The 24792-nt window shown below is 58.3% G+C and carries 20 protein-coding genes and 1 pseudogene; all 21 read left to right on the top strand.

The features are described 5' to 3' along the window. Positions 1 to 5: 5 nt before the first annotated feature. The 21 genes and pseudogenes from ACYQ15_RS20720 to ACYQ15_RS20620 all read left to right on the top strand — a co-directional run bounded on the left by ACYQ15_RS20720 (position 6) and on the right by ACYQ15_RS20620 (position 24696). On the top strand, positions 6 to 779 hold the full coding sequence (locus ACYQ15_RS20720; protein ID WP_459939369.1) for an exodeoxyribonuclease III: 774 nt from the start codon (positions 6 to 8) through the stop codon (positions 777 to 779). Beyond that, positions 776 to 5026, top strand: a complete 4251-nt coding sequence (locus tag ACYQ15_RS20715) for a response regulator (RefSeq protein ID WP_459939368.1) — start codon at positions 776 to 778, stop codon at positions 5024 to 5026. The genes ACYQ15_RS20720 and ACYQ15_RS20715 overlap by 4 nt, the downstream gene beginning before the upstream one ends. Before the next feature lie 121 nt (positions 5027 to 5147). Beyond that, positions 5148 to 5405 carry a PxxKW family cysteine-rich protein gene (locus ACYQ15_RS20710; RefSeq protein WP_459939367.1) on the top strand — a complete coding sequence of 86 codons (258 nt, stop codon included), beginning with the start codon at positions 5148 to 5150 and terminating at the stop codon, positions 5403 to 5405. 13 nt (positions 5406 to 5418) lie between these two features. Continuing rightward, positions 5419 to 6654 carry a M20 family metallo-hydrolase gene (locus tag ACYQ15_RS20705; RefSeq protein WP_459939366.1) on the top strand — a complete coding sequence of 412 codons (1236 nt, stop codon included), beginning with the start codon at positions 5419 to 5421 and terminating at the stop codon, positions 6652 to 6654. 178 nt (positions 6655 to 6832) lie between these two features. Beyond that, a complete protein-coding gene (gene mnmG / locus ACYQ15_RS20700) occupies positions 6833 to 8791 on the top strand; it encodes a tRNA uridine-5-carboxymethylaminomethyl(34) synthesis enzyme MnmG (RefSeq protein ID WP_459939365.1) in 1959 nt (652 codons plus the stop codon). An 11-nt stretch (positions 8792 to 8802) separates the two neighbouring features. Further along, a complete protein-coding gene (locus ACYQ15_RS20695) occupies positions 8803 to 9567 on the top strand; it encodes an MlaE family ABC transporter permease (protein ID WP_459939364.1) in 765 nt (254 codons plus the stop codon). A 29-nt stretch (positions 9568 to 9596) separates the two neighbouring features. Continuing rightward, positions 9597 to 10118 (top strand): P-loop NTPase family protein, encoded by a 522-nt coding sequence (locus tag ACYQ15_RS20690; RefSeq protein WP_459939363.1) that lies wholly within the window; start codon positions 9597 to 9599, stop codon positions 10116 to 10118. Beyond that, on the top strand, positions 10115 to 11098 hold the full coding sequence (locus tag ACYQ15_RS20685) for an MlaD family protein (protein ID WP_459939362.1): 984 nt from the start codon (positions 10115 to 10117) through the stop codon (positions 11096 to 11098). The genes ACYQ15_RS20690 and ACYQ15_RS20685 overlap by 4 nt, the downstream gene beginning before the upstream one ends. A gap of 80 nt (positions 11099 to 11178) precedes the next feature. Then, a complete protein-coding gene (locus tag ACYQ15_RS20680; RefSeq protein WP_459939361.1) occupies positions 11179 to 11907 on the top strand; it encodes a hypothetical protein in 729 nt (242 codons plus the stop codon). A gap of 8 nt (positions 11908 to 11915) precedes the next feature. Beyond that, the gene (locus tag ACYQ15_RS20675) at positions 11916 to 12953 is read left to right on the top strand and encodes a PilZ domain-containing protein (RefSeq protein WP_459939360.1); all 1038 of its coding nucleotides are present in this window, start codon (positions 11916 to 11918) and stop codon (positions 12951 to 12953) included. 103 nt (positions 12954 to 13056) lie between these two features. After that, the gene (locus tag ACYQ15_RS20670) at positions 13057 to 13866 is read left to right on the top strand and encodes a hemolysin family protein (protein WP_459939359.1); all 810 of its coding nucleotides are present in this window, start codon (positions 13057 to 13059) and stop codon (positions 13864 to 13866) included. Continuing rightward, positions 13863 to 15374, top strand: a complete 1512-nt coding sequence (lnt, locus tag ACYQ15_RS20665) for an apolipoprotein N-acyltransferase (RefSeq protein ID WP_459939358.1) — start codon at positions 13863 to 13865, stop codon at positions 15372 to 15374. Before ACYQ15_RS20670 ends, lnt begins: the two co-directional genes overlap by 4 nt. Before the next feature lie 527 nt (positions 15375 to 15901). Then, positions 15902 to 17018, top strand: a protein-coding gene (gene prfB, locus ACYQ15_RS20660; protein WP_459939630.1) for a peptide chain release factor 2 whose coding sequence is annotated in 2 segments (ribosomal slippage) — positions 15902 to 15976 and positions 15978 to 17018 — 1116 coding nt in all. Because the reading frame shifts where the segments join, the coding sequence is not laid out codon by codon here. A 10-nt stretch (positions 17019 to 17028) separates the two neighbouring features. Beyond that, positions 17029 to 17871 (top strand): GGDEF domain-containing protein, encoded by an 843-nt coding sequence (locus ACYQ15_RS20655; protein WP_459939357.1) that lies wholly within the window; start codon positions 17029 to 17031, stop codon positions 17869 to 17871. A 26-nt stretch (positions 17872 to 17897) separates the two neighbouring features. Beyond that, positions 17898 to 18722 (top strand): AAA family ATPase, encoded by an 825-nt coding sequence (locus ACYQ15_RS20650; protein ID WP_459939356.1) that lies wholly within the window; start codon positions 17898 to 17900, stop codon positions 18720 to 18722. Between the two features lie 138 nt (positions 18723 to 18860). Continuing rightward, positions 18861 to 19175: pseudogene (locus ACYQ15_RS20645) on the top strand (HU family DNA-binding protein); the annotation flags it as partial. 215 nt (positions 19176 to 19390) lie between these two features. Then, positions 19391 to 20269, top strand: coding sequence for a diaminopimelate epimerase (gene dapF, locus ACYQ15_RS20640; protein ID WP_459939354.1), 879 nt, complete (start codon positions 19391 to 19393; stop codon positions 20267 to 20269). A 64-nt stretch (positions 20270 to 20333) separates the two neighbouring features. Then, positions 20334 to 21224: a 4-hydroxy-tetrahydrodipicolinate synthase gene (dapA, locus tag ACYQ15_RS20635; RefSeq protein WP_459939353.1), complete on the top strand. Its 891-nt coding sequence runs from the start codon at positions 20334 to 20336 to the stop codon at positions 21222 to 21224. Between the two features lie 118 nt (positions 21225 to 21342). Continuing rightward, on the top strand, positions 21343 to 22248 hold the full coding sequence (locus ACYQ15_RS20630) for a DMT family transporter (protein WP_459939352.1): 906 nt from the start codon (positions 21343 to 21345) through the stop codon (positions 22246 to 22248). A gap of 61 nt (positions 22249 to 22309) precedes the next feature. After that, the gene (locus ACYQ15_RS20625; protein WP_459939351.1) at positions 22310 to 23623 is read left to right on the top strand and encodes an MFS transporter; all 1314 of its coding nucleotides are present in this window, start codon (positions 22310 to 22312) and stop codon (positions 23621 to 23623) included. A gap of 74 nt (positions 23624 to 23697) precedes the next feature. Continuing rightward, positions 23698 to 24696 (top strand): glycosyltransferase, encoded by a 999-nt coding sequence (locus ACYQ15_RS20620; RefSeq protein WP_459939350.1) that lies wholly within the window; start codon positions 23698 to 23700, stop codon positions 24694 to 24696. Positions 24697 to 24792 lie beyond the last annotated feature (96 nt).

The following is a 24792-nucleotide window of genomic DNA, read 5'->3' as shown; positions in this document are numbered from 1 at the left end:
TCCCCATGATCCTCTACTCATGGAACGTCAACGGCTTCCGTGCCGTGGTTAACAAGGGATACTGGGAATGGTTCCGGCAAGTGGACGCCGACGTGGTCGGACTGCAGGAAGTCAAGATCCAGCCGGACCAGCTGGCCGAAGAGAATCACAAGGCTCCGGATTATCATGACTACTGGAATTGCTGCCGGCTCAGGAAGGGATATTCCGGAGTGGCCTGCTATTCCAGAATTCGGCCTGTCAGCGTTGCTTTTGATCTGCCTGTCGAGGCGTTTCAGGATGAGGGCCGAATCATTCAACTCGAATTCCCCGATTTCTACTACTTCAACGTCTACTTTCCCAACGGTCAGATGAGCCAGGTCCGACTGGACTACAAGCTGGGATTCTACGACGCCTTCCTGACCCACGCCGAGAATCTGCGCCGGACCAAACCCATTGTGGTTTGCGGCGATTTCAACACGGCGCACAAGGAAATCGACCTGAAGAACCCCCAGGCCAATGCCGGCACCTCCGGATTCCTGCCCATCGAGCGGGCGTGGATGGATAGGTTCGTCGAGTCCGGATATGTGGATACATTCCGAATGTTCAACGACCAGCCGGGACAATACACCTGGTGGACCTACCGCTTCGGCGCCCGGGGCCGCAATGCGGGCTGGCGCATCGACTATTTCTTCGTCTCCCAGGAGCTTGTTCCCGCTGTCCGCCGAGCCTGGATCGAACCCGAAGTCATGGGTTCGGATCATTGCCCGGTGGGGCTGGAGCTGGATATGAAAAACACATGATTACTTCGCTTTCAAAAAAAGGCGGCGATGGCGGCCCAAGCCGCCAACAGCGAAGCATTCTGCTTGTGGATGACGATCCGGCCTTTCTTCTGGTGCACAAAAAAATCCTCGCTTCAGCCGGATATCGCGTGTTCCCGTGCGCCACCGGGAACCAGGGTCTGGAGATCATCCGCCGTGAACGCCCGGACCTTGCTGTCCTCGATATCGAGCTGCCGGACATTACCGGTCTGGACCTCTGCAAGGCCATCAAGGCCGACCCGGGCACCGCGAATATCCGCATCCTTTTTCTCTCCGGCAAAAAAACACGCCCGGAGGATCGTGTTGCCGGGCTCAAGGCCGGGGCTGACGGATATCTGCTCAAGCCCGTGGACAAGGAGGAGCTGCTCGCCCAGACCGAGTCCATCCTGCGCATCAGGCAGACCGAAGACGTACTGCGGGCCAGCGAGGCGCGTTACAAGACCATTGTTTCGTCCATGAGCGACATGATCTTCATCGTTGACAGAGAGGATCGTCTTGTCGGCTTTTATGGCCGCTCCCGGGATGTCCTGACATCTCCCGCGAATTTTCTCGGTAAAACCATCTCTGAGGTGATGCCGCCCTATATCGCGACGCTGTACCGATCTTGCGCGGAACAGGTTCGACAAACCGGAAACAACCTTCGCTACGAGTATTCTCTGCCGGTCCAGAAGGGAGTGCAATGGTTCGTTGCATCCCTGGATCTCCATGAAGACGGACAGACCATCGTCGCCAATGTTCGCAACATTACCGAAAGAAAAATGGCCGAGGAGTACGGTCGGCAGGAATCCGCCGTGAACCTGGCTTTGGCCGAAATCGCCAAGTACCTGACGCTTCCGGGCACTTCCGTGGCCGACATCGCCATGGAGGTCCAGCAGCATGCCCTGCGTTTGACCGGCAGCGAACACGGCATCGTTGCCTCCATCGACGAGAAAACCAGGGACATGGTCAGCCACACCCTGACAAGCATGATGAATGAGGCCGACTGTCAAATCAGGGACAAGCGCATCGTGTTTCCAAGGGAGAAGCATGGATACCCGTGTTTATGGGGCCACGCGCTGAACACCATGACTCCGTTCTTCAGCAATGACCCTTCCTCCCATCCCGCGTCCACCGGATTGCCTCAGGGCCATATTCCCGTAAGACGCTTCATCTCCGTGCCGGCCATCTATGAAGGCCGGCTTTACGGTCAGGTCGCGCTGGCCAACTCCCAGCGGGATTACACTGAAAACGACCTGAAAATACTGTCCTCCATGGCGCACCTGTTCGCCATCGCCGTGAACCGTAAACGTTCCGAGGACGCGCTCCACGCCAGTGAAAAAAGGTACCGGATGATCGTGGAGACGGCCAACGAGGGCATACGCCTGCTGGATGCCGAGGGAAAAATCACCTTTGTGAACAAAAAGCTCTCGGAAATGCTCGGCTACAGTCCGGATGAGCTGCTTGGAAGGCCGGTCATAGAGACCATCCATCCTGATGAATGGAAGGATTTCCATCATCAGTTCAATCTGCGCAGGATCGGTTCCAGCGCGGAGTACGAGCGCCGCCATGTCCACAAGGACGGCAGGACAATCTGGACCAGGATCTCAGCGACGCCGGTTTTCGATGTGCAGGGGGAGTGCACGGGATCCTTCGCCATGATCTCGGACATCACCGGGATGAAGCTGGCTGAAGCAGAGTTGATCCAGGCCCGGGAAAAGGCCGAGGCCGCGAGTCGGGCCAAGAGCGAGTTCCTGGCCAACATGAGCCATGAAATCCGCACCCCCATGAACGGCGTGATCGGCATGACCGGTCTGCTCCTGGACACGGATCTGACCCAGGAGCAGCGCCGCTATGCCGAAACCATCCAGTCCAGCGGCGAGGCCTTGCTGAATCTGATCAACGACATTCTGGATTTCTCCAAGATCGAGGCTGGCCGAATGAGCATGGAAATACTCGATTTCGACCTGCAAAACCTGGTGGACGACGTTGCCGCCAACATGGCTCTGCGTGCTCACGAGAAAGGCCTTGAATTCATCTCCACCGTTGACCTGGACGTTCCGACGCTTCTCCGCGGCGACCCCAGCCGGCTGCGTCAAATCTTGGGCAACCTGATCGGAAATGCCGTGAAGTTCACTGAAAGCGGAGAAATTGAGGTCAGAGTGCAACGGGTTGAAAAAGGAAATGCTGGGATGCTGGAATGCTGGAATGCTGGGATTGATCAGGAGAAAGGGAATGCTGGGATGCTGGAATGCTGGAATGCTGGAATTGCGGACAGTCCGCACAATCCTGCTAATCCTGTTGAACAGTCTGGTGCGCCAAAGTCGATCAACCCTGGAGCGCACTCTTCTGAACATGCTGCGCATTCCCGCACTCCGGCAAGCCAGCATCCCAGCATCCCAGCATCCCAGCATCTCAACATCCCAGAATCCCAGCATCTCAACATTCCAGCATCCCAGCATCTCAACATTCCAGCATCCCAGCATCCCAGCATCTCAACATCCCAGAATCCCAGCATTCCAGCATCTCAACATTCCAACATCCCAGCATCCCAGCATCCCAGCATTCCAGCATCTCAACATCCCAGCATTCCAGCATCCCCACACCCCCGCATACCCGAAATCATTCTCCGCTTCACCATCCGGGACACGGGGATCGGCATCCCCGAAGACAAAATCGGCCTGCTTTTCGACAAGTTCTCCCAGGTTGACGCATCCGTGACCCGCAAGTTCGGGGGCACCGGCCTGGGTTTGGCCATTTCCAGGCAGCTGACGGAAATGATGAACGGCGAGATGGGCGTGCACAGCACTCCGGGCCAGGGCTCGCTATTCTGGTTCACGGCCCGCTTCGCCCTGCAGGAAACCATGGACAGCCCTGCTCCGAAGGCAGCCATGAGTCTGGCGGGCCTGCATGTCCTGGTGGTGGACGACAATCATACCAATCTGGAAATCCTCCAGAAGCAGTTTAGCGCCTGGAACATGCGGCCCCTGGGAGTTGCCGGCGGAGAGGAGGCCTTGCTGGCCGCGGCCGAAGCCCATGAACGTGGCGATCCTTTCGAAATGGCCGTTGTGGACTTCCAGATGCCGGGCATGGACGGCGGAGACCTGGGCAGACGGCTCAAGGACGATCCGCGCTTCCAGGCCATTCCTCTGGTCATCCTCACTTCCCTGGGCCGGCCGGGAGATGCCCGGCTCTTCGCTGAGCTGGGATTTGCCGCCTACCTGAACAAGCCCATACGCCAGTCCGAGCTGTACGACACCCTGACCCTGGTCCTGGCCGACACACTGCAGCCCTCCCCCTCCCGTCCCATCATCACCCGTCACCTGGCCCGGGAGACCCAGCGCCTTGCCGTGTATCCGCGCTTCACCGGGCGGGTCCTGGTCGCCGAAGACAATCCGGTAAACCAGCAGGTTGCCCTGGGCATGCTCAAGAAGTTCGGTCTGCGCGCCGACGCCGTGGCCAACGGGCGTGAGGTTCTTCACGTTCTGCGCACGGTACCCTACGACCTGGTGCTCATGGACGTGATGATGCCGGAGATGGATGGGCTGGAAGCGACGAGAAGGATCAGGATTCAGGAGTCAGGTGTCGGAATTCAGGAGTCGGAAGTCAAAGAACAGGGTCCCGATCCTCAGCTCCCGGAACTTATCTCCGAGCCTTCTCCTTCCCCTCAGGTTTCAGGTTTCATCCATCACCCCTCTCCTCATACCTCTCGGCGTTTGCCGATCATCGCCATGACCGCCGGAGCCATGCAGCAGGACCGGGAACGCTGTTTTGAGGCCGGGATGGACGATTATGTGGCCAAGCCGGTGAATCCGGAGAATTTGGTCCAGGTGCTGGAAAAATGGTTGGGAAACAAGGAAATCGATGAATCTGGATCTGAAAGCCGGGTGGCGACAACCGTGGAACAAACAGAAGCAGGCGAAGCCCAGTCCTTGTTTGACCGCCCCGCCCTCCTGGCCCGGTGCATGAACGACGAAGATCTGGTCCGTGATGTGCTGAAAGTGTTTCTGGACAACATGCCCCAGCGCTTCCAGGAACTTCGGGCGGCGCTGAAGGCAGCCGATCCTTCCGCCGCACGCCTCCTGACGCACACCATCAAGGGCGCTTCCGGCAACGTCGGCGCGGAAGCCATGCATACCTTGGCCGAAAAAATGGAAGACGCGGCCAGGGCCGGTAATCTGGAGGCAGTTCGGGAACTGATGGGAGACCTGGAGGAACGGTTTGAACGAATGAAGGAAGCGGTCAGCTTCTAGCTGATTACCGCCGCCGGCGGGGAGAACAAATCTGTCCTGGCAATCGTCTTTCAGTCCTTGACAGAACAACACTGATATCCATAATAGGCTCCTTTTCCCATTTCATCTTCAGGAGTTTCTCATGCAAGTCGAAAAGACAAAGAAAAACGGCGCTGCCAACGCCTTTGCCTTTCAGCCGGTCGTGGAAAAATGCGAAGGCTGCGAACGAATCAAGGAAGACGACGGCCTTCGTCACTGCACCAGCTATGCTGATCCTGCGGCCAAATGGTCCCTGGGCGTCTGCAACTTTGCAACCCATGTCAAAGCCAGCGTGGACAAGCAGGGCAAGATCAAGGTCAACCCCTTGAAGGCTTCCAAGCGGGCGGCCCGCGGACGTTAGTTCCGGAACAGGCATGCTGGATTTCTTGGATGCGCATATCCTCGCACAGCGCGAGCGGGTGATCGCCCTTCAGCGTGATCTCGTGGCCATCCCGGCCCTGGGTCCGACCAACGGGGGCCAGGGCGAAAAGGAGAAAGCCGAATATCTGCTTCGGCTTCTTCATTCCATGGGCATTGATCAAATTGAGGAAATCCCGGCGCCGGACAACGCCGTGGACTGCGGATTCCGGCCCAACGTGGCCGCCGTTGTTCCGGGCCGGGATGCTTCCCGTACCTTCTGGGTCATTTCCCACACCGACATCGTGCCTCCCGGCGACCTGGAATTATGGACCTCTCCGCCCTACGAACTGCGGGTTGACGGGGACCTGATCCATGGCCGCGGCGTGGAAGACAACCACCAGGGCATGGTGTCCTCGCTCCTGGTGGCCGAAGCGCTGGGCGCCGCCGGCAAGCCGCCGCCCATCAACTTCGGCATGCTCTTCGTGGCGGATGAGGAAACGGCCAGCAGCAAGGGGCTGGACTACATCCTGAACCATCGCCGTGACTTGTTCGGCCCCAGGGATCTGATCCTGATTCCGGACTTCGGCTCGGCCAGCGGTGAACTTGTGGAAGTGGCCGAAAAAAGCCTCTTCTGGGTCAAATTTTCCGTCTACGGCAAACAGTGCCACGCCTCTACGCCCCAAAAAGGCGTCAACACCCTGGTCGGCGCATCGGATCTGATCATGCGCCTGCGTTCCCTGTACACGCGGTTCGGCGCCTGGGACCCGCTCTTCGTTCCCCCCGGATCCACCTTCGAGGCCACCAAGAAGGAAGCCAACGTCCCCAACATCAACACCATTCCCGGGCTGGACGTCTTCTATCTCGATTGTCGGGTGCTGGTGCGGTACAGTCTGGACGAAATCAAAGCCGCCCTGGATGAAATCTGCGCCGAGGTCGTCCAGGATCACGGCGTGCGCGTGGAATGGGACGTGGTCCAGGAAGTCCGCGCCGCTCCGGCGACACCCGTGGAAAGTCCCATTGTCCGGCGCATGCTCGCGGCCATTCGTGCCGTGCACGGCAACAATCCGACGCCCATGGGCATCGGCGGCGGCACCGTGGCCTCCTTTCTGCGCCGCCTGGACATTCCCACCGTTGTCTGGTCCACCCTTCTGGGAACGGCCCATCAGCCCAACGAACATTCCTCCATCAAGAACACCCTGGCCGACGCCCGGGTCATGGCTCGGGTTTTGTGCATGGAGGACGAGCAATAAGCACGAGATGACGGGCAACAGGCCCGTCCCATGCCGCCACGCATTGACGCAAATCAGCAGCTTGCCGTTGCGCATTCGATTTTCAACCGTACCTGCCGCCCGCCCTGCCCTCCAAGCTCAACCGCAATCCTGATTCACCCAAAGCCCTGACCACCGCAAGCGCTGGTCCTTTCAATCCATGAACCATCTTTTTTCCACTGGAACCCCGTCCAGAGTCAAACCTCTGGAACCGGAACGGTTCGACGTCATTGTCGTCGGAGCGGGTCATGCCGGTTGCGAAGCGGCCATGGCCGCGGCCAGGCTGGGCCTGGCCACCCTGCTGCTGACCATCAATGTCGACCGCATCGGACACCTGTCCTGCAACCCGGCCATCGGCGGACTGGCCAAAGGGCACATGGTCAAGGAAATCGACGCCCTGGGCGGCTGCATGGGCGTCTGGGCGGATCAGGCCGGGATTCAGTTCCGGACCCTGAACACCCGCAAGGGACCGGCGGTTCGGGCCACGCGAGCGCAGATCGACCGGGAGATGTACATGCGCGTGGTCCAGCGCGACATCTTTGCCCAGTCCAACTTGTGGGTGCGAGAGGAACTGGTGGACGGGATTCTGGACATGAACGGACGCATTGCCGGAGTGCGCACTAGGCTCGGTGAAATCCTGCCCTCCAGGGCCGTCCTGCTGACCACGGGCACATTTTTGCGCGGCCTGATCCATATCGGCCTGGATCACTTCAGCGGCGGCCGGCTCGGCGATCCTCCGGCAGCCTCGCTTTCCGCGGACCTGAAACGCATCGGCCTGGAACTGGGTCGCCTGAAGACCGGCACGGTTCCGCGCCTGCGTCGAGACAGCATTGACTACCAGGTCATGAGTCCTCAACCCGGCGACGATCCGCCCCGTCCGTTCAGCTTTCATTCGCCGGGCATCCGTCTGCCCCAGGTTCCCTGCCACCTGACCTACACCAATGCAGCGACCCATGACGCCATCCGTTCCGGCCTGGACCGCTCTCCTCTGTACACCGGGATTATCCAGGGCACGGGCGCCCGCTATTGCCCCTCCATTGAGGACAAGATCGCCCGGTTTCCAGACAAGGAGCGCCACCAGGTCTTCGTGGAGCCGGAAGGCGTGAACCACCCCGAAGTCTATCCCAACGGCCTGCCCACGAGCCTTCCTCTCGAGATCCAGCTTAAAATGCTGCGCACGATTTCGGGTCTGGAACAGGCGCAGATCGTTCGGCCGGGATATGCCATTGAATATGATTTCGCCTTTCCGGAACAGCTCCTGCCGACCCTGGAAACCAAGGTCATGCCCGGTCTCTTTCTCGCCGGCCAGATCAATGGCACTTCCGGGTACGAGGAAGCCGCGGCCCAGGGGCTCTGGGCCGCGCTGAACATCGTCGCGTCCCTGCGGGATAGCGCCCCCTTCCTGCCGGGACGCCACCAGGCCTACATAGCCGTCCTGGTGGACGACCTGGTCACCAAGGGTACCCGCGAACCCTACCGAATGTTCACCTCCCGGGCCGAACACCGTCTGCTCCTGCGTGAAGGCAATGCCGATCAGCGCCTCACGCCCCTGGGTCGCGCCCTAGGTCTTGTTCAGGATGATCAATGGCACATTTTCAGCCGGAAGCAGGAAACCCTCCGTTCACTATTGGAGGGGCTGCGCAACAAGTCCATCCGGCCCGACTCCGCCACCAGAGCGTTTTGCGAAGCACATCAGACCGCCGTTCCCGGCAAGGCTCTGACTCTGGAGGAGATGCTTCGCCGCCCGGAACTGCAACTGCGGGATCTGGCTGTTTTTTGGCCGGAACTGGGCCTGGTCGCGGAAGAAATCGCCGAGGAGGCCGAGAACCGCGTCAAGTATGCCGGCTACCTTGCCAGGCAGGAGGAAATGGCCGGCAAGGACCTGGCCCTGGAACGCATCCATTTGCCCGACGGTCTGGATTTCGAACAAGTGGCTGGACTTTCTCGGGAAGTTCGTGAAAAATTGAATCGTGTCAAGCCGATGAACCTTGGCCAGGCGGGACGCATCTCCGGAGTGACGCCCGCTGCCGTAAGCTGTCTGCGCATTCATCTCCGGAAACTGGAGAAAACGTCTTCTCTATCAACTCCAAAACCGACTCCCGTCACAGATCGATCCTGAATCTGAATCTGGTGCAAACACTGGGTCGCTGGGCAATTGATCGTTCCCAGAGCTACACCCGGATGTTTCACATCTTCGTCCAGGCCGCCTCCGCCGCGTTCCGGTTGGCGTTTCTCAATTCCGCGGTTTTCTTCGTTCTGATCCGGCAGGTCTATTTCACCGCCGTGCAACCGTTGACGCTCATTTTCATCACCGCCTTGATCATCGGCTCGGTCACCGTACACATTCTGCTCGGCATCCTGATCAGCCTTGGCGCCTACGAGCAGATCGGCGAGTATCTGATCCTGGCCATGCTCCATGAAATCGCGCCGATCACCTGCACGCTGATCATCGTGCTGCGCTCCGGAACCGCCACCCTGACTGAAGTGGCCCTGATGAAAATCAACAAGGAGATCAATACGCTGCATTCCCTGCGCATTCCCGTGGCCGAATACGTCTACCTGCCGCGTCTGCTGGCGTTCCTGATCGCCGGACCATGCCTGAGCCTGTGTTTTTGCGTCATCGCGCTGTTTGGCGGATTCTTCACCTTGGGGTTCATGCACGACATCAACTTCGCCAATTATCTCACCCGTCTCTTGATAGCCGTGGAGGTAGGCGACGTGGCGATTCTTCTCGGCAAATCGGTGATCATGACCGGCCTGGTCTGTCTCGTGGCACTGCAACGCGGAATGAGCGTGGAGCGTTCATTCACGGAAGTGCCCATCCGGCTGATCCAGGGCATGATCCAGATCATTACCTTGATCATTACCGTGGAAGTCATATTTAACGTATTCTAAGTCGCAGCAGGACATCGCTCCCAACGCCCATGGAAACACAACCGGTTTTCATTTCCACCCTGACCGAGAAAAGAAAACATCTTTTGCTGGTATCCGACGACGAGAGCAATTTTTCCCGCTTGTCGGCCATGATCATTCAGTCGTCACAACCCATCGGGCTTCTTGGAGATGAGTACCCGTTGCTGCTCAACCTCACGGCTTTGGAAAACATCGCCCTGGGATGCATGTACCGCAACCAGATGTCTTTGGATGACTGCCATGCCAAAATTCAGCCCCTGGCGGACAGGTTGAAGCTGACGGGAAGCCTGAACCAGCGCTCGCAGTTTTTGAGCCGAGCGCAACTCTTGAAGGTTCAGCTGCTGCGTTGCATTGCCAATGAGTCCACTTTCGTGTTTTTGTCCTCGGCCAGCCGGTCGGATTGCGACATTCTGGACAGGGCAGCGGCAAACCTGGATATTGACGTTTTTCTCTGGGTCGCCATCTTGTCAAACAATCTTGATGCCTATAATTCTCTGGAGTACGGCGTCATTGACCTGAATACACTGCAATGAGCCTGAATCAACGAACCCTTGAAATCAAGGTGGGTTTTTTCCTGCTGGTCGTTCTCGTAAGCGCCGTTCTCCTGGTTGCCTATATTGGAGTCAGGAAGGATTTGTTCGCCGAACGGATCAGCTATACGGTGATCAGCCGAACCGGAGAACGCATCGAACCGGGCATGCCCGTCAGGCTCTACGGCTTCAATATCGGTCAGGTCACGGATCTGTCGCTGGATCACCAAGGCCGGGTCCTGATCGATATCCGCGTCTTGAGGCGTTACCAGCGCTGGTTCACCGAAGATTCCCGAATCATTCTTGAACAGGAAGGAATTATCGGCAGCAGTTTTCTGCAACTGCAGCCCGGGGACGAAGACGCTCCGATCCTTGAGGAAGGAGCCGTCATCCCTCTGGACGAGATCGGCGGAATCAACGAATTGATTCAGGAAATGCAACCGGTCATCGAGGCCTTGCGGGCCATCGTCATCAATATCTGGGATTTGACGGACTACCTTGTGGACGATGAAGGACCTGTCCGGGGAATCCTGGCCAACGTCGAAACCATGACGGAGCGCCTGCTCGCTGAACATGGCCTGATCTATTACCTGACTGAAGATCCGCAGCCCGTCGACCATATCGATTCAATTCTGGCCCGCTCGGATGCCGCGATGCAAAACGTGAATCAGCTCCTGGAAAGCGTGACGCACCGGGTGGACGACTTGACGCCGATCCAGGAGGAAATTGCCGAAGTGATCCGCGAGGTGAACGCCCTAATCGTGGAATTCCAGGGTATCCGGGAAGATCTGACACCGATTCTGCGCAACGTCACCGAAATCACCGAGGACGTCAAAGACGTTTCCCATGACCTGATCAGCCTGCGCCGCCAAGGCGAGTACACCTTGCGCCTTGGAACCGATCTGCTGCAGCGGCTTCGAGAGACATGGCCCCTTTCGCGAAGGGAAGCGCCCGATCCGGATATGACGTATCCTTGGCCCTGACGGCGTCTGGAGACAACTTGTCATGACAGCAGCGCCTTCCTGAACATGAGTTCACAAGCATTTGTTCACGAGCACGACCAATGCACCATTTCATCCTTGCCCGCACCCCGCTCACCATTGTGTTGCTTATCCTGGCCATGTCGCTTTCAGCCTGCGGCCCGTCAGGTCCGCGCTCCGTGTATCCGCCGCCGGACATCCTGCGCATGGCTGACGACCAGCGCCACGAGTTCATCCAGCTTTTCCTGCAGGGCCGCTGGTGCGAGGCTCAAAGCATGTTCGAGCGCAGCCGGGAAAGTTATCTCATGCAGGACGATTTTTGCGCCGCGGCCCAGAACGATTTGATTGCCTGGAAGCTCAAACAGTACGTGAACATTTCCGCCGGCGAACATCTGCATGCGGCCCGGGAACTGGTGCATACCGGGCTGGAATGTCCGGAACTGCACATTCCCGGAGACTGGCTTGAACCACAGCCGCCGGCCTTTTCAGCCAGAGATGAAAACTACAGGCAATTGCTGGTCCAACGAAACTTTTCCGCCATCGCAAATCAGTTGCGCAACGAATCGGACCCCCTGTACGCCTCGGTTTATGGCCGCAAGGCCGCCCTGACCGCCTTGGTGGACTCAAACATGGAGCAGGCCCGCTCCCTGATCATGCAGACCCGGGACCTGGACGCGAGGCAAGGTTGGATCGTTTTCTTGATCGAGGATTGGAAAATCATTCACTCTCTGAATCTTCCGCAACAGAACCAGCAGGAAATCCTGCACCGCATTGAGCGGTTGCAGAATCTCATCCAGCCATGCAGTTTTTAAGGGCGTCCATGTCCTTGCTGCCCCTGCCCCTGGGGCAATCCGGCTTCTACTTCCAGAATTGGGAGTACAGCTTTTCTCAGGCCCAAAAACCGCTGGCCATGACCACGATCCTGGTCATGCTTCTGGTCATTGCGTATGCGTCCATTCTTCTTTATCGCCGCTTTTATCTACCCCATGAACCGACGTCTTTTGCCGTGCAGGAACTCCCAACGGTCACCAAGATCATTTTCCAGTCCGTGGAGGAACGCTCAAAATACGACGTCAACTTCCAAACCGAGAATTCCAGGCGGGTCCAGTTTTCCTGCTCGCCGTTAAAATTCGAGCCGGGTCGGGGACTCACCCTGGAGCTTTCCGGGTTCCTCCAGCCTCAATCCACGTGGATCGGGCGCCCGGTATCCTGTTATTTCAAGGTCTCTACGGACCAAAAAGAGCCGAAATGGTCTTTTTTCCACTTTTCCTCCACCATAATGGATCTTTTGCAAGACAAATCCAGGCCGTGCATCATTCTCGAAACCCCGCAACGCCTTGAGCGCAAGCAGCGGCGGGCACACCTGCGCCTGGACCCGCCCCGCGAGGACATTCCCGAAGTCCGCATCTGGCCGGAGACCCTTTCCAACCTGGACCATCATGATGATGCGCCTCCATTGCTTCATTATCTGCACAGTGAAACGGACAATGCGTTCTGGGTCCGCAACATCTCCGCAGGCGGCCTGTTGCTGGAGATTCGGCAGCCGGTGGACGACGAAGTCGCCGAGGCCATGGAGAAGGGAAAGCGGCTCTTCATCAGCTTGTTTCTGCGGGACCTGCAGCAACCTCACAACAATGAGTACCGGCTACTCGCGCAGATCCGCAAATCGTTCATGGAACCGGGAAGCGCGGGCAGTGGAAAGCTTCTCGTGGGCTTGCTGTTTGTCGCCCACAAACCGCGGGGACAACCGAAAGCTGAAGACCGCTGGCTTTCCCTGAACGACAAAGGCGTCGAAGAGATCGAGGATTGGGTTTTCAAGCGCCATCTCCAGATCTATCAACAAAAAGGACTGACCTGACACGAACATCGGCTTAGCACCCTTAACACAACAATAAACGCAGTTATAATCCACTATAGCGGGAGGAAGCTTGGAAGAGGGCATTGAAGGAAAATTCTGGAATATGTTCAAACGGATCTTTCGCAAAGGCGATTCGTCCAATATTGAAGCCATTATTCTGGCGGCCAAGGAAGAAGGCGAAATCCGGAAGGAGGAGGCGGCCATCGTCCTGAAGGTCTTGCGCCTGGGTCGCAAACAGGTCCACGAAATCATGATCCCACGCACGGATATCGATTGCGCGGAGATCGAAGACAACATCGAGGACGTGGCCGAGATGATCATTGCCCATGGCCACACCAGAATCCCGGTTTACAAGGACAACAAGGACAACATCATCGGCATCGTGCACGCCAAGGACTTGCTCCAATTCATTCTGCACCCCAACTCCTCTCCCCGGGGCACCTTGGAGAGCGTGATGCGGGAGCCCTTGTTCATCCCGGAAACGAAAAACGTCATGGAAATGCTTCTGGAGTTTCAATCTCGGAAAAACCATCTGGCCATCGCCCTGGACGAGTACGGCGGAACATCCGGAATGCTCACCTTCGAGGACGTGCTGGAGGAAATTGTCGGCGACATCGAGGACGAGTACGATGCTCCGAGACCGGACGACATCCAGGTCCAGGATGACGGCAGCTACCTCGTTTCCGGTCGAACAGAACTGGTGGAACTGCGGGAACATCTCGTGGTGCATCTGGAAAGCGAGCAGGTGGACACCATCGGGGGCTATCTTTCCCAGCTGGCGGGCCGTGTCCCCCGCAAGGACGACGCCTTTGAAATCCAGGGCTATCAATTCAAAATCAAGGACGCGGATCAGAAAAAGGTGCGCTGGATCGAAGTTCGCCTCCTGCCCGAAAACTCCGCAAGTGAAGAATGATGATCACCCCTGTCTTGCTCTCTCTGCTGGGGGCTTGGTTCGGCCATGCCAACCCCGTATCCCATATACCCGGCGTGGTCTTCCTTTTCCCGGCGGTTTTGTTCTGGCTTGGACTGCGGGAACCAACTCCCCGTGCAGCTTTTCGGAGCGGCTGGATCTGCGGAAGCATCGCCTTTGCCGCCTGCCTGTACTGGATTTTCATTCCCGTCCATGTCTACGGCGGGCTGCACTGGATACTGGCCCTGCCCTGCCCTCTGCTCCTGGGCATGTACCTGGGCCTCTACTCGGGTCTTTTTTCCGCGCTGATCCGCTGGATGCACCCGGTACTCCCTCCTGTCGCCTTGGCCCTGGGCGGCGGAGTGCTCTGGGGCGCCCTGGAAATGGCGCAGGGAACCCTGTTCACCGGCTTTTCCTGGCTGACCCTGCCTGCGGCCATGGCGCCCTGGCCCGTGACAATTCAGTCTCTGGCTCTGGTTGGCGAATACTGGCTGTCCGCCATTTTCGTCACCTGCACGGCCTGGCTGATGCTGTCTTTCAGGAGCAGATACTGCCTGATTCTCGGCCTTTCCTCGGTTCTGTTGCTGATCCTGTACGGTGTGACGGCAGTGAAGTCGCCCCTGCCCGATGGTGAACGCATTCGGGTCGCCCTGATCCAGGGCAATATCGACCAAAGCCTGAAATGGGACCCGGAGTTCCAGGAGGCCACGATCCAGAAGTACCTGCAGCTCACGCGAAAGGAAATGTCGTCGCAGCCGGATCTGGTAGTCTGGCCTGAGACGGCGATTCCGTTCTATTTGCAGGAGGAAAACGCCCTGTCCCGGCAGGTCCGCGACTTTGTCAGAACCAACAGGTTCACATTGCTCACCGGCGCTCCGCGCTACCAGATCGATCTGCTGACCGGAGAAATCCGCTATGCCAACTCCGCCTTCCTGCTCAACCCAGCCGGGGAAACCGTCGGCGTTTACGACAAGGAACATCTTGTGCCCTTTGGTGAGTACGTTCCTTTGAGCAGGCTCTTTCCCTTCATCAGCCGCCTGGCCCATGGGGATGGAGAATTCATCCCCGGCGACGATCCCCGACCTCTGCGCCTGGAAAAACTTGCCCTGGGTATGCTCATTTGCTACGAAGCCATATTTCCCGGGTTGAGCCAGGAACGGATTCGCGCCGGCGCGAACCTTCTGGTAAACATCAGCAACGATGCCTGGTTCGGCCACTCCTCAGCTCCTCGTCAGCACTTGCATCAGGCTGTTCTCAGGGCCGTGGAGCAGGGGCGCTACCTTGTTCGATCCACCAATACGGGCATTACCGCGATTGTCGATCCCCGCGGTCGCCGACTCGAGGCAGGCACTCTCTTCCAACAGCTGACGCTGTCATATCCGGATATTCGTCTTATCGATGAAACCACCTTGTTTCATCGTCATTATTCGTTCTTTCAATGGACGCTTCCGGGAGCGGCACTGCTGATCGTGATCATTACGTCGTGGGCAGGCCTGCGTCGTCATTCTTAAAAAACATAGTTGCAAATTACCACATAATTACTACGTACTTTAAGTGCTGCTAGGCGCCAAACGCTGATTGTCAGCAAACAACTGTCCCCGTTGCCTCGTTTTTTCGGATTTTCATGAGCAGACGCGTACGGAAATGATCTGAACACGGGATAACAAGGGCAGAAGACAAAGGCAGCGCCGGACAGACAGAAGATCTCAGTGCAAATAATTTTGTACTCGGCTCAGTAAACAATATGTTGCATGTCGCACCGAAATGTTCAACGAAGTGAATTCGTAACTGTTCAGCATGCTACTGCCCTGCGGACTTTGACATCGCAGTCGGCGTGGGTATCGGTACCGGGATCGCAGGCGGAGCCATGCGTAGGTCTTTCTCAACATTTTTCGAAACCGATTCCGACCCCGACACCGACCCCGATGTCGGAGGCAGCTCGCACACCATGTACTGAATAGTTACGTGAATTCAAAATTTTCCGGAGAAGAATTATATGAGCACGGCTGAAGCCCAACGCGCCAACAACAGCAGAAAAATTCTGCAACTTTCTGAATTGAGGACCGAGAGCGCCGTCCTTGAAAACCAGTTCAACAGTTTCTGGAGGAGTCTTTGACCACGATTCCTACGAAGCCCGGCTCGTGGAGATCGACAAGGCCATCTCCCACCCTGAGGCCTGGAATGATCCGGGCAGCATGACCCCCCTGCTCCAGGAAAAGAGCCGCCTCAGCGTTTCTCTCGAGGAGTGGAAAGCCCTGGACAAGGCGAAGCAGGACCTGCGGGACTGGCTGACCATGGCCGAGGACGAGCCTGAAAAGGAAGTCCTGGAAGAAGTCCAGCGTCACATCGGCATCCTTGCCGAAAGGCTGCAGCAGGCCGAACTGCACACCCTGCTCAGCGCGCCGGAAGACCAGCATCCGGCCATTCTGGAGATCCACCCCGGCGCGGGCGGCACGGAAGCCCAGGACTGGGCGGAAATGCTGCTGCGCATGTACAAGAGATGGTCTGAACGCCATCAATTCCGGATCCAGATTCTGGATTACCTGCCGGGTGATGAGGCCGGAGTGAAGAGCGTGGTGCTCCAAATTGAGGGCTCCCATGTTTATGGGCTCCTGAAAAGCGAAAAAGGCATCCACCGTCTGATCCGGATCTCTCCCTTCGATTCCTCAGGCCGACGGCATACCTCCTTTGCTTCCGTGGACGTGTATCCGGACGTGGGCCAGGAAATCGAGATCGAAATCAACGATGAGGATCTGCGCATTGATGTATTCCGGGCCAGCGGACCCGGCGGACAGCACGTGAACAAGACCAGCTCGGCGATCCGGATCACGCACCTGCCCACGAACATCGTCACCCAGTGCCAGAATGAAAAGTCCCAGCACCGGAACAAGGATGCGGCCATGAAAATGCTCAAGGCCCGGCTCTACGAACTGGAACTGCGCAAACGCGAGGACGAGAAGCAGGCCCAGTACGCCACGAAGGACTCCATAGCCTGGGGCAGTCAGATTCGAACATATACCATGCAGCCGTATCGCCTGGTCAAGGATCACCGCACCAACTTCGAAATGGGCAATGTCGAGGCCGTACTGGATGGGGACATCGACGGTTTTATCCGCAATCACCTTCTCGAAACACATATGCAACGAATCGGTTGATCGCGCTCTCATGGATACTTTTCACGAAGTGCTGGCGGAACTGGAAATTCTGCGTGCGGAAATTTCCCGCCTCAAACCGGATGCCATGTCCAATGAAAACGGACCGGGGGCTGTTCTGTTTCGCATCTTGGATGGTTTTTCCCGGCCCCAGCAGGCGGAACTGGAATCGCGGCTGAATCCCCTGCCGTGGATGATCCTGCCCGTGGACGGCGAACTTTATCCCGCCCTGACCCGAATCCAGCAGAAAATCAACGATCTCAGCCACGCGGCAGGTCATGACAATCTGACCGGACTGGCCTTGCGCGGCGTCTTTGAGCAGACCCTGCACAGCGAGATGGAGCGGACCCGACGGTCCGGACTGTCCCTGAGCCTGGCCATCCTGGATATTGACGACTTCAAGAAGATCAACGACATCTGCGGACACATCCATGGGGATCTGGTGCTACGTTCCGTGGCCGCGATACTGCGCGACAACATCCGGCAGTCCGACCTGGGCGTCAGACTTGGTGGCGAGGAATTTGCATTGCTTATGCCGGATACCACCCAGACCAGCGCCGCGCTGCTGCTTGCCCGGGTCATGGACGCCGTGCGCAATCTGCGTTTTGATTGCCCGAATCCGGCCAAGAATCCGCAGGTGACCGTTTCCGTGGGACTGGCCTGCTACAAAGGCTTCAAGGAATTGCAGCCCCAGGAACTGTTGGAAATGGCGGACAAGGCATTGTATGCCGCAAAACAGTCCGGAAAGAACCGCCTGGTAAAATCGCCATTCCGGGACATTTCACCGGAGCTGTCCGCGCATACCCTGGTCGATTCGGATGAAAAAAACTACCTGTTTCGGGCGCTTTCGTCCTGATCCATCACGGTGACAACAACCTTATTATGAACACCAACACCAACGCCAACATCAACATCAATAAAACTCTGAGCATTGCCGTTTTCAGCGGCAAGGGGGGAGTTGGCAAATCCAGTTTAAGCGCCAACATGGGCTACTGCCTCAGCCAGCTGGGACACAAATGTCTGTTGCTGGATTGCGACCTAGGTCTGGCAAACCTGGATGTGCTGCTGGGTATATCCAGCGACATCACCATTCAGGATCTGCTCTCCAGCGACATCTCCGCAACGAGCATCGTGCAATCCATTGCACCGAACCTGGACCTGCTGCCCTCCGCCTCCGGTGTTCCCGAACTGGTCGAAATGGATGAAGACCAGCGCGGCCTGTTGCTGGAAAAACTGCAGCCGATCATCTCCGCATATTCGTTCGTGATTCTGGATCTGGCCGCCGGCCTGAACCCCACCCTGCTCTCCATGGCCCAGGCCGCGGCCAAACGGATCGTCGTCCTGACTCCGGAGCCCACGTCGCTCACAGATGCCTATGCCGTGATCAAGGTATTGTCCGCCAAGACGGGGTTGCATGACTTTTTGATTCTGGCCAATCAGGTCCAGGACCGGGAAGAGGCGCAAACCACGTTTCATCGCCTGGATGCGGCTGTACGCAAATTTCTCAGTTTTCACCTGAACTATCTGGGCATGGTGCGTAATGATCCCAACATGGGGATCGCCGTGAGCAGGCAGCAGGCCCTGGTTGAACTGGCGCCCAATTGCATTGCCGCCCAGGATATCCGGGTTCTGGCCGAACGCATCCAGAGTCTGCGGACGGCCCTCATGCCGGATTTGGCCAATAATCCGGTATTGAGAAATTTCTGACCGTTCACCACGAAAATATTGCCCGTGCGTGCATGCGCCGTTTACGTGCATTGCTGAATTTTATTTTCAGCCTTCCAACCTATAGAATTCTATCACGAATCAGTGTAAGGACATCAGAAGGTTTCGCATGCTGTCCATTTTCATCGCCGATACTTTGGGGGAAAGCACATGAATAAGAGCGAATTGATCAAAACTCTTTCTGAAAAAAATGACATTCCGATGGAAGAAGCCACCATTGTGGTTAATACGTTTTTTCAGTCCATCAAGGAATCGATGATCCAGGGTGATCGGGTGGAAATCAGGGGGTTCGGCAGCTTCAAGGTCAAGGATTACCAAGGCTACAAGGGACGCAACCCGAAAACCGGACAGTCCGTGGAAGTCAAACCGAAGCGCCTCCCGTTCTTCCGGCCGGGCAAGGAGCTGAAGGATCACCTGAACGAAGATGTCTCCTGAATCTTCGCAGACATGATCCAGCATTCAGCTTGAGGCCCCCAGCCGCCTCACCCGCCGACACCATCGGCACGACGTTTCGGACATCAGGGACGAGACGTTTTGAACGTCAGCCCCGAATCCGTCATTTGAACACGTAACGTGTTTTCCCATGAACATGCCTGCCGGGCATGACGGTAATATCCCTTATCAAGACTTGTGTCAGCCGCAAAAAATCCATGAACCAACATACCTTCAAGAGCGATCTTTTCGGCCCCTGGGTGCAGTGCTTCAAAATGCAGGGCAGCGGCAATGATTTCGTGCTCCTGGACAACCGCGAGCTGCGTCTTGCCCCCGCGGAAATGGCCGGCTGGGCCAAGGCCGTGTGCCGCAAGGCCTTCGGCATGGGCTCGGACGGCTTGATCTTCCTGGACAAGAGTCATGATCGGGCCGATGTGGACTATTTCTGGCATTTCTTCAACGCCGACGGCTCCCGGGCCGAAATGTGCGGCAATGGATCTCGTTGCGCCGCACGGCTGGCCTATGAACTCGGCCTTGCCGACAGGGAGCATGTTCTGGGTACGGATGCCGGTCCCATCACGGCCGAAGTGCTGCCGGAACAGGACCTGGTCAAGGTCCAGCTCACTCCGGCCCGGGACCTGCTGCTCGACATCGCCCTCCCCCTTGACGGACAAATCATTGACGTGCACTACGTCAACACAGGGGTTCCCCATCTGGTGGTATTCGTGCCGGACGTACAGTCCGTCAACATTGCGGAACTCGGTCCTCGGTTCCGCTATCATCCCCGATTCGCTCCCAGCGGAACCAATGTCAATTTCGTCCAGGTGATCAATTCCGACAACCTCTTGTTGCGCACCTACGAGCGCGGCGTGGAGGGAGAAACCTTCGCCTGCGGAACCGGAGCCGCCGCATCCGCCCTGGTATCCCAAGCCCTGGCCCGCACAGGCGCCCACGTTCAGGTCAGAACTTCGGGTCAAGATCTGCTCGGGATCACCATCGACAATGACACCCTGTTTCTGACCGGCAAGGCCATGCTCGTCTTTGTGGCCACTCTGAACCTGCGTGCATTGGGCCTCGTCCCGCCGACCCAATCTTAAACAAGGCCCCTGCTCTTTGCGAATTTCCCACAGCCAGCTCCAACGAGCAGCATAAGGAGGAACAATGTCTTTTACTGGTGCATTTACAGCCCTGGTAACCCCGTTCAAGAACGGCGTGATCGATGAAGAAGCCTACCGAAGCCTGATCGAATGGCAGATCGAACAGGGCATCAACGGACTCGTTCCCTGCGGGACCACCGGAGAATCGGCAACCCTGTCCCATGCCGAGCATGCTCAGGTCGTCAAAATCTGCGTTGATCAGGCCAAGGGACGGGTTCCGGTGCTGGCCGGCTCCGGCTCCAACAGCACCAGGGAGGCCGTCGAACTGACCAAGGTGGCCAAGCAGGCCAAGGCCGACGGCGCCCTGCTGATCACGCCCTACTACAACAAGCCCACCCAGGAAGGGCTGGTGGTCCATTTCAAGACCATTGCCAAGGAAGTTTCGATTCCACTGATCCTCTACAACGTGCCGGGAAGAACCTGCGTCAACCTGCTTCCCGAAACCCTGGCCAGGCTTTTCCGGGAAGTGCCGGAAGTGAAGGGCGTAAAGGAGGCCACCGGGAACATGGCCCAGGTTTCCGAGGTTCTGGAATATTGCGGCGCGGACTTCATCGTGCTTTCCGGCGATGATTTCACGGTCCTGCCCACCCTGGCTCTGGGAGGCAAGGGCGTCATCTCCGTGGTCTCGAACATCGTGCCGGACAAGATGAGCGCCATGTGCCGGGAATTTCACGACGACAACCTGGGCAAAGCCCAGGATCTGCATTACGAGATGGCCCCTCTGTTCCGGGCCATGTTCCTGGAGACCAACCCCGGACCGGCCAAGACCGCCCTGGCGCTCATGGGCCGGATCAAGCCCGAGCTGCGTCTGCCCATGGTCCGCCTCCAGCCCAACAGCGAAGCCCGGCTCAAGGACATCCTCGGCCAGGCCGGACTGATCACCATGAAAAAATAGCGATCGGAAGCTCTTTCCAGCACCACAGGGACGGGACCAACCCCGTCCCTTTTTTTGTTGGCCAGGACCCGGAGATTGCGGAAAGGCATTCTCACAATAGCGACACGTTTATTCCATCATGCAAACCTATCTCAAACTCCTCTGCACCTCCATGTTCTGGGGCGGCACCTTTGTCGCCGGTCGGCTGGTCTCCCGCGAGCTGCCGCCCTTTTCCGCGGCCTTTTTGCGCTTTGCCATCGCCTCGGTTTGCCTGGTGATTCTGGTGCGGATCTACGAGGGCGGCCTGCCCCGCCCTCGGGCTGCGCAGATCCTGCCCATCATCGTGCTGGGACTGAGCGGAATCTTTGCCTACAATGTCTTGTTCTTCATCGGCCTGCAATCCGTGGAAGCCGGACGCGCCGCGGTGATCGTGGCCACCAATCCGATTTTCGTGGCCCTGCTGGCGGCCCTGCTGTTCAAGGAACCGCTGGGCTCCGGGAGACTGATCGGCATCGGTCTGTCCATTTCCGGCGCCGTGCTGGCCATCACCGGCGGGCATCCCCTGGCCCTGTTCAGCCAGGTCCTGTCCTGGGGCGACCTCGCCATTTTCGGGTGCGTGGCCAGTTGGGTCACCTACCTGCTGGTGGGCAAGGTGATGATGCAGAACCTTTCCCCCCATGCCGCCGTGACCTGCTCATGCCTGGTGGGCACGGCCATGCTCCTGCCCTTCAGCCTGGCGGAAGGATTGATCGGGCACCTTCTCCAGATTTCCTGGACACTCTGGGCGGCCTTGCTCTATCTAGGGATGTTCGGGACCGTGCTGGGCTTTACCTGGTTCTATCAGGCCGTAAAGGAAATCGGCCCCTCCAGGGCCGCGGTGTTCATCAACTTCGTGCCTATCTGGGCCATTGTTTCCGGTTTCCTGATCCTCGGCGAATCCTTGAACCTCACCCTGATCCTGGGCGCCGCCATGGTTGGCGGGGGCGTCTATTTGACCAACCGGACGATAAAAACCCCCGGCGCTGAAATACCCCCCAAGACCTGACGCCGTCGACGCCGCCTTCGGTTCAGGAACCAACCCAATTTCATCAGGCCGCGAACCCCATATGCATACCCCTTCCACCTCTGCGCAGTCTTACCCCCCCCTCAAGCTCTCCTGGCTGATCTGGGCCCTGGGCGCGAGCCTCTACTTCATGAGCTTTTATCAGCGGGTGGCGCCGGCCGTAATGACCGACCTGTTGATGAGCGACTTCCAGATCGGCGCCGCGGCCCTGGGAAATTTTTCGGCCTTTTACTTCTACAGCTACGTGGCCATGCAGGTGCCCACCGGAATCTTGGCCGACCACTGGGGGCCGCGTCGACTGCTGACCGCGGGCGCCCTGCTGGCCGCCCTGGGCACCATTTTCTTTGCCATGGCCGACACCGTGATCCTGGCGAACATCGGCCGGCTGCTCATCGGCGGATCCTTGGCCGTGGCCTGGGTAACCCTGATGAAGCTGGCCATGCACTGGTTTCCGTTGCGCATGTTCGCGTTTGTCACCGGCATCGGACTGCTGGTCGGGGTGATCGGCGCAGTCACCGCCGGGGCCCCCCTGCGCTTGATGGTGGATGTGATGGGCTGGCGCGGAGTGATGTGGGCTCTGGGCCTAGCCATCCTCGCAGTGGGCGTCGCCATCTGGATCATTGTCCGGGACGATCCCGCGGATCGTGGCTATGCATCCTACAACCCGCTGCCAAAGTCCGGATCGAAATTTTCCCTGGCCGGCCTGCTCCAGGGCCTTGGCCGGATCTTCCGCTATCGCAACACGATCTTGTTGTCCGTGGCCCAGGGCGGCATGGTGGGCACGGTTCTGGCCTTCAGCGGCCTATGGGGCGTTCCGTACCTGGAAGTCCGCTATGGCCTGTCCCCGTTGGCCGCGGCAATCCTGACCTCAGCCGTGATGATCGCCTGGGCCCTCTCCGGCCCGATTTTCGGCTACGTTTCGGACAGGCTGTGCGTCCGAAAACAACCCTATGTGGCCGCATCCATGACCGCCCTGGCCGCATGGTCCGCGGCCCTGCTCATTCCCGGCCTGCCTCTGGCCCTGTTCACGGTGATCGTCCTGATCGCGGGCTGCGCCTGCGGCGTGGTCATCGTGGGCTTCGCCTACGCCAAGGAATCCGTGCCCGCCGGCTTGGCCGGCACGGTGACCGGAGTCTGCAACATGGGCACCATGTCCGGCCCAATGATCCTCCAACCCCTAATCGGCTGGCTCCTGGATCGCCGGTGGAGCGGCGCAATGGTGGACGGTGTCCGGATCTACGAACCCCAGGACTACCAATTCGCTTTTCTGCCCATGATCGGCTGGCTCTGCATCACCGTAATCCTGGCCTGGCTGACCCGCGAAACCTCCTGCAGACCTCCGCGGGACGATCAGTAGACTCAGTTCCTGCCCATGACAGAATCCCGGCACATGCGGGCTGACAAAATAATGATGGTGCTGGAGGCCACAAAATGACCACCTACGTCTTTCTCCCCCCCATGGCCAAAATCAGCGGCGGGCTGGCCGTGCTGATGCAGGTGGCCGAACATCTGCATCATTGCGGATTCCCGGTCCGAATCGTGCCCAGGGAATCGAACCGGCCCTCGCTTCCGAGCTGGCTTTCGACTCCGGTACTGGAGTGGAATCGCCTCAAATTGCGTGAAGAGGACATCTGGCTGGTTCCCGAGGGTTGGGTCAATGCCCTGACTCCGGGGTTGCGGGCCTCAGCCAGATGCGTGGTGTACGTCCAGAACTGGGCGTACCTGTTTTCCAGCCTGCCGGAAGGGGTGTCCTGGCGGGACTTGCCGGTCTCGTTTCTGGCCGTATCGCGTCCCGTGGCCTGGTTCATCGAGCAGACCCTGGGCAGCATGTATCCGGTTTTGCGACCGGGCATCGACCGCTCGATCTTTCACGCTCCGCCCCGCAAACCCGACGGTCCCCTGCGGGTGGCCTACATGCCCCGCAAGAACAAGGCCCAGGTCGAGATGATCCGGGCGATCATCAACGCGAGGAATCCCGGCCTGTCGCATCCTGACAAGCTGATCTGGGAGGAAATACATGGGCAGGATGCGCCTGGAGTGGCCCGCATTCTGAGACGCGCGCATGTTTTTTTGGCCACGGGCTATCCCGAAGGCTGCCCGCTGCCGCCTCTGGAGGCCATGGCCTGCGGCTGTCTTCCGGTGGGATTCGCCGGCTTCGGGGGCTGGGAGTACATGAGCCAGATCGAGGGGGAGGGATGGCGCCCGTGGTGGCCCCTTCCGTCGAATCCCTGGTCGGGCAACGGATTCTGGGTTCCGGACGGCGACGCGCTGGCCGCGGCTCTGGCATTGGAACAAGCCGTCCGGCTCTGGACCGACACCGCCGTCGCCGGGGAACGGGAACAGGCTCTGCGGGCAGGACAACAGACAGCCCAGGCGTTCGACCTGGATGCTCAGCGCGCTCAGGTGATCAATATCTGGCGAAAATCGTAATGTAACTACTCAGCTCATTCTCATCCGAGTAAACCGACTGGATACCCGCCTTCGCGGGTATAACTGATCCGGAGACGGCATAATACAAGTCATTCT

The sequence above is a fragment of the Desulfonatronum parangueonense genome, from assembly GCF_054656975.1.
Note: the sequence above shows the minus strand (reverse complement) of the source record. Positions and strands in the feature narration are given on the sequence as shown.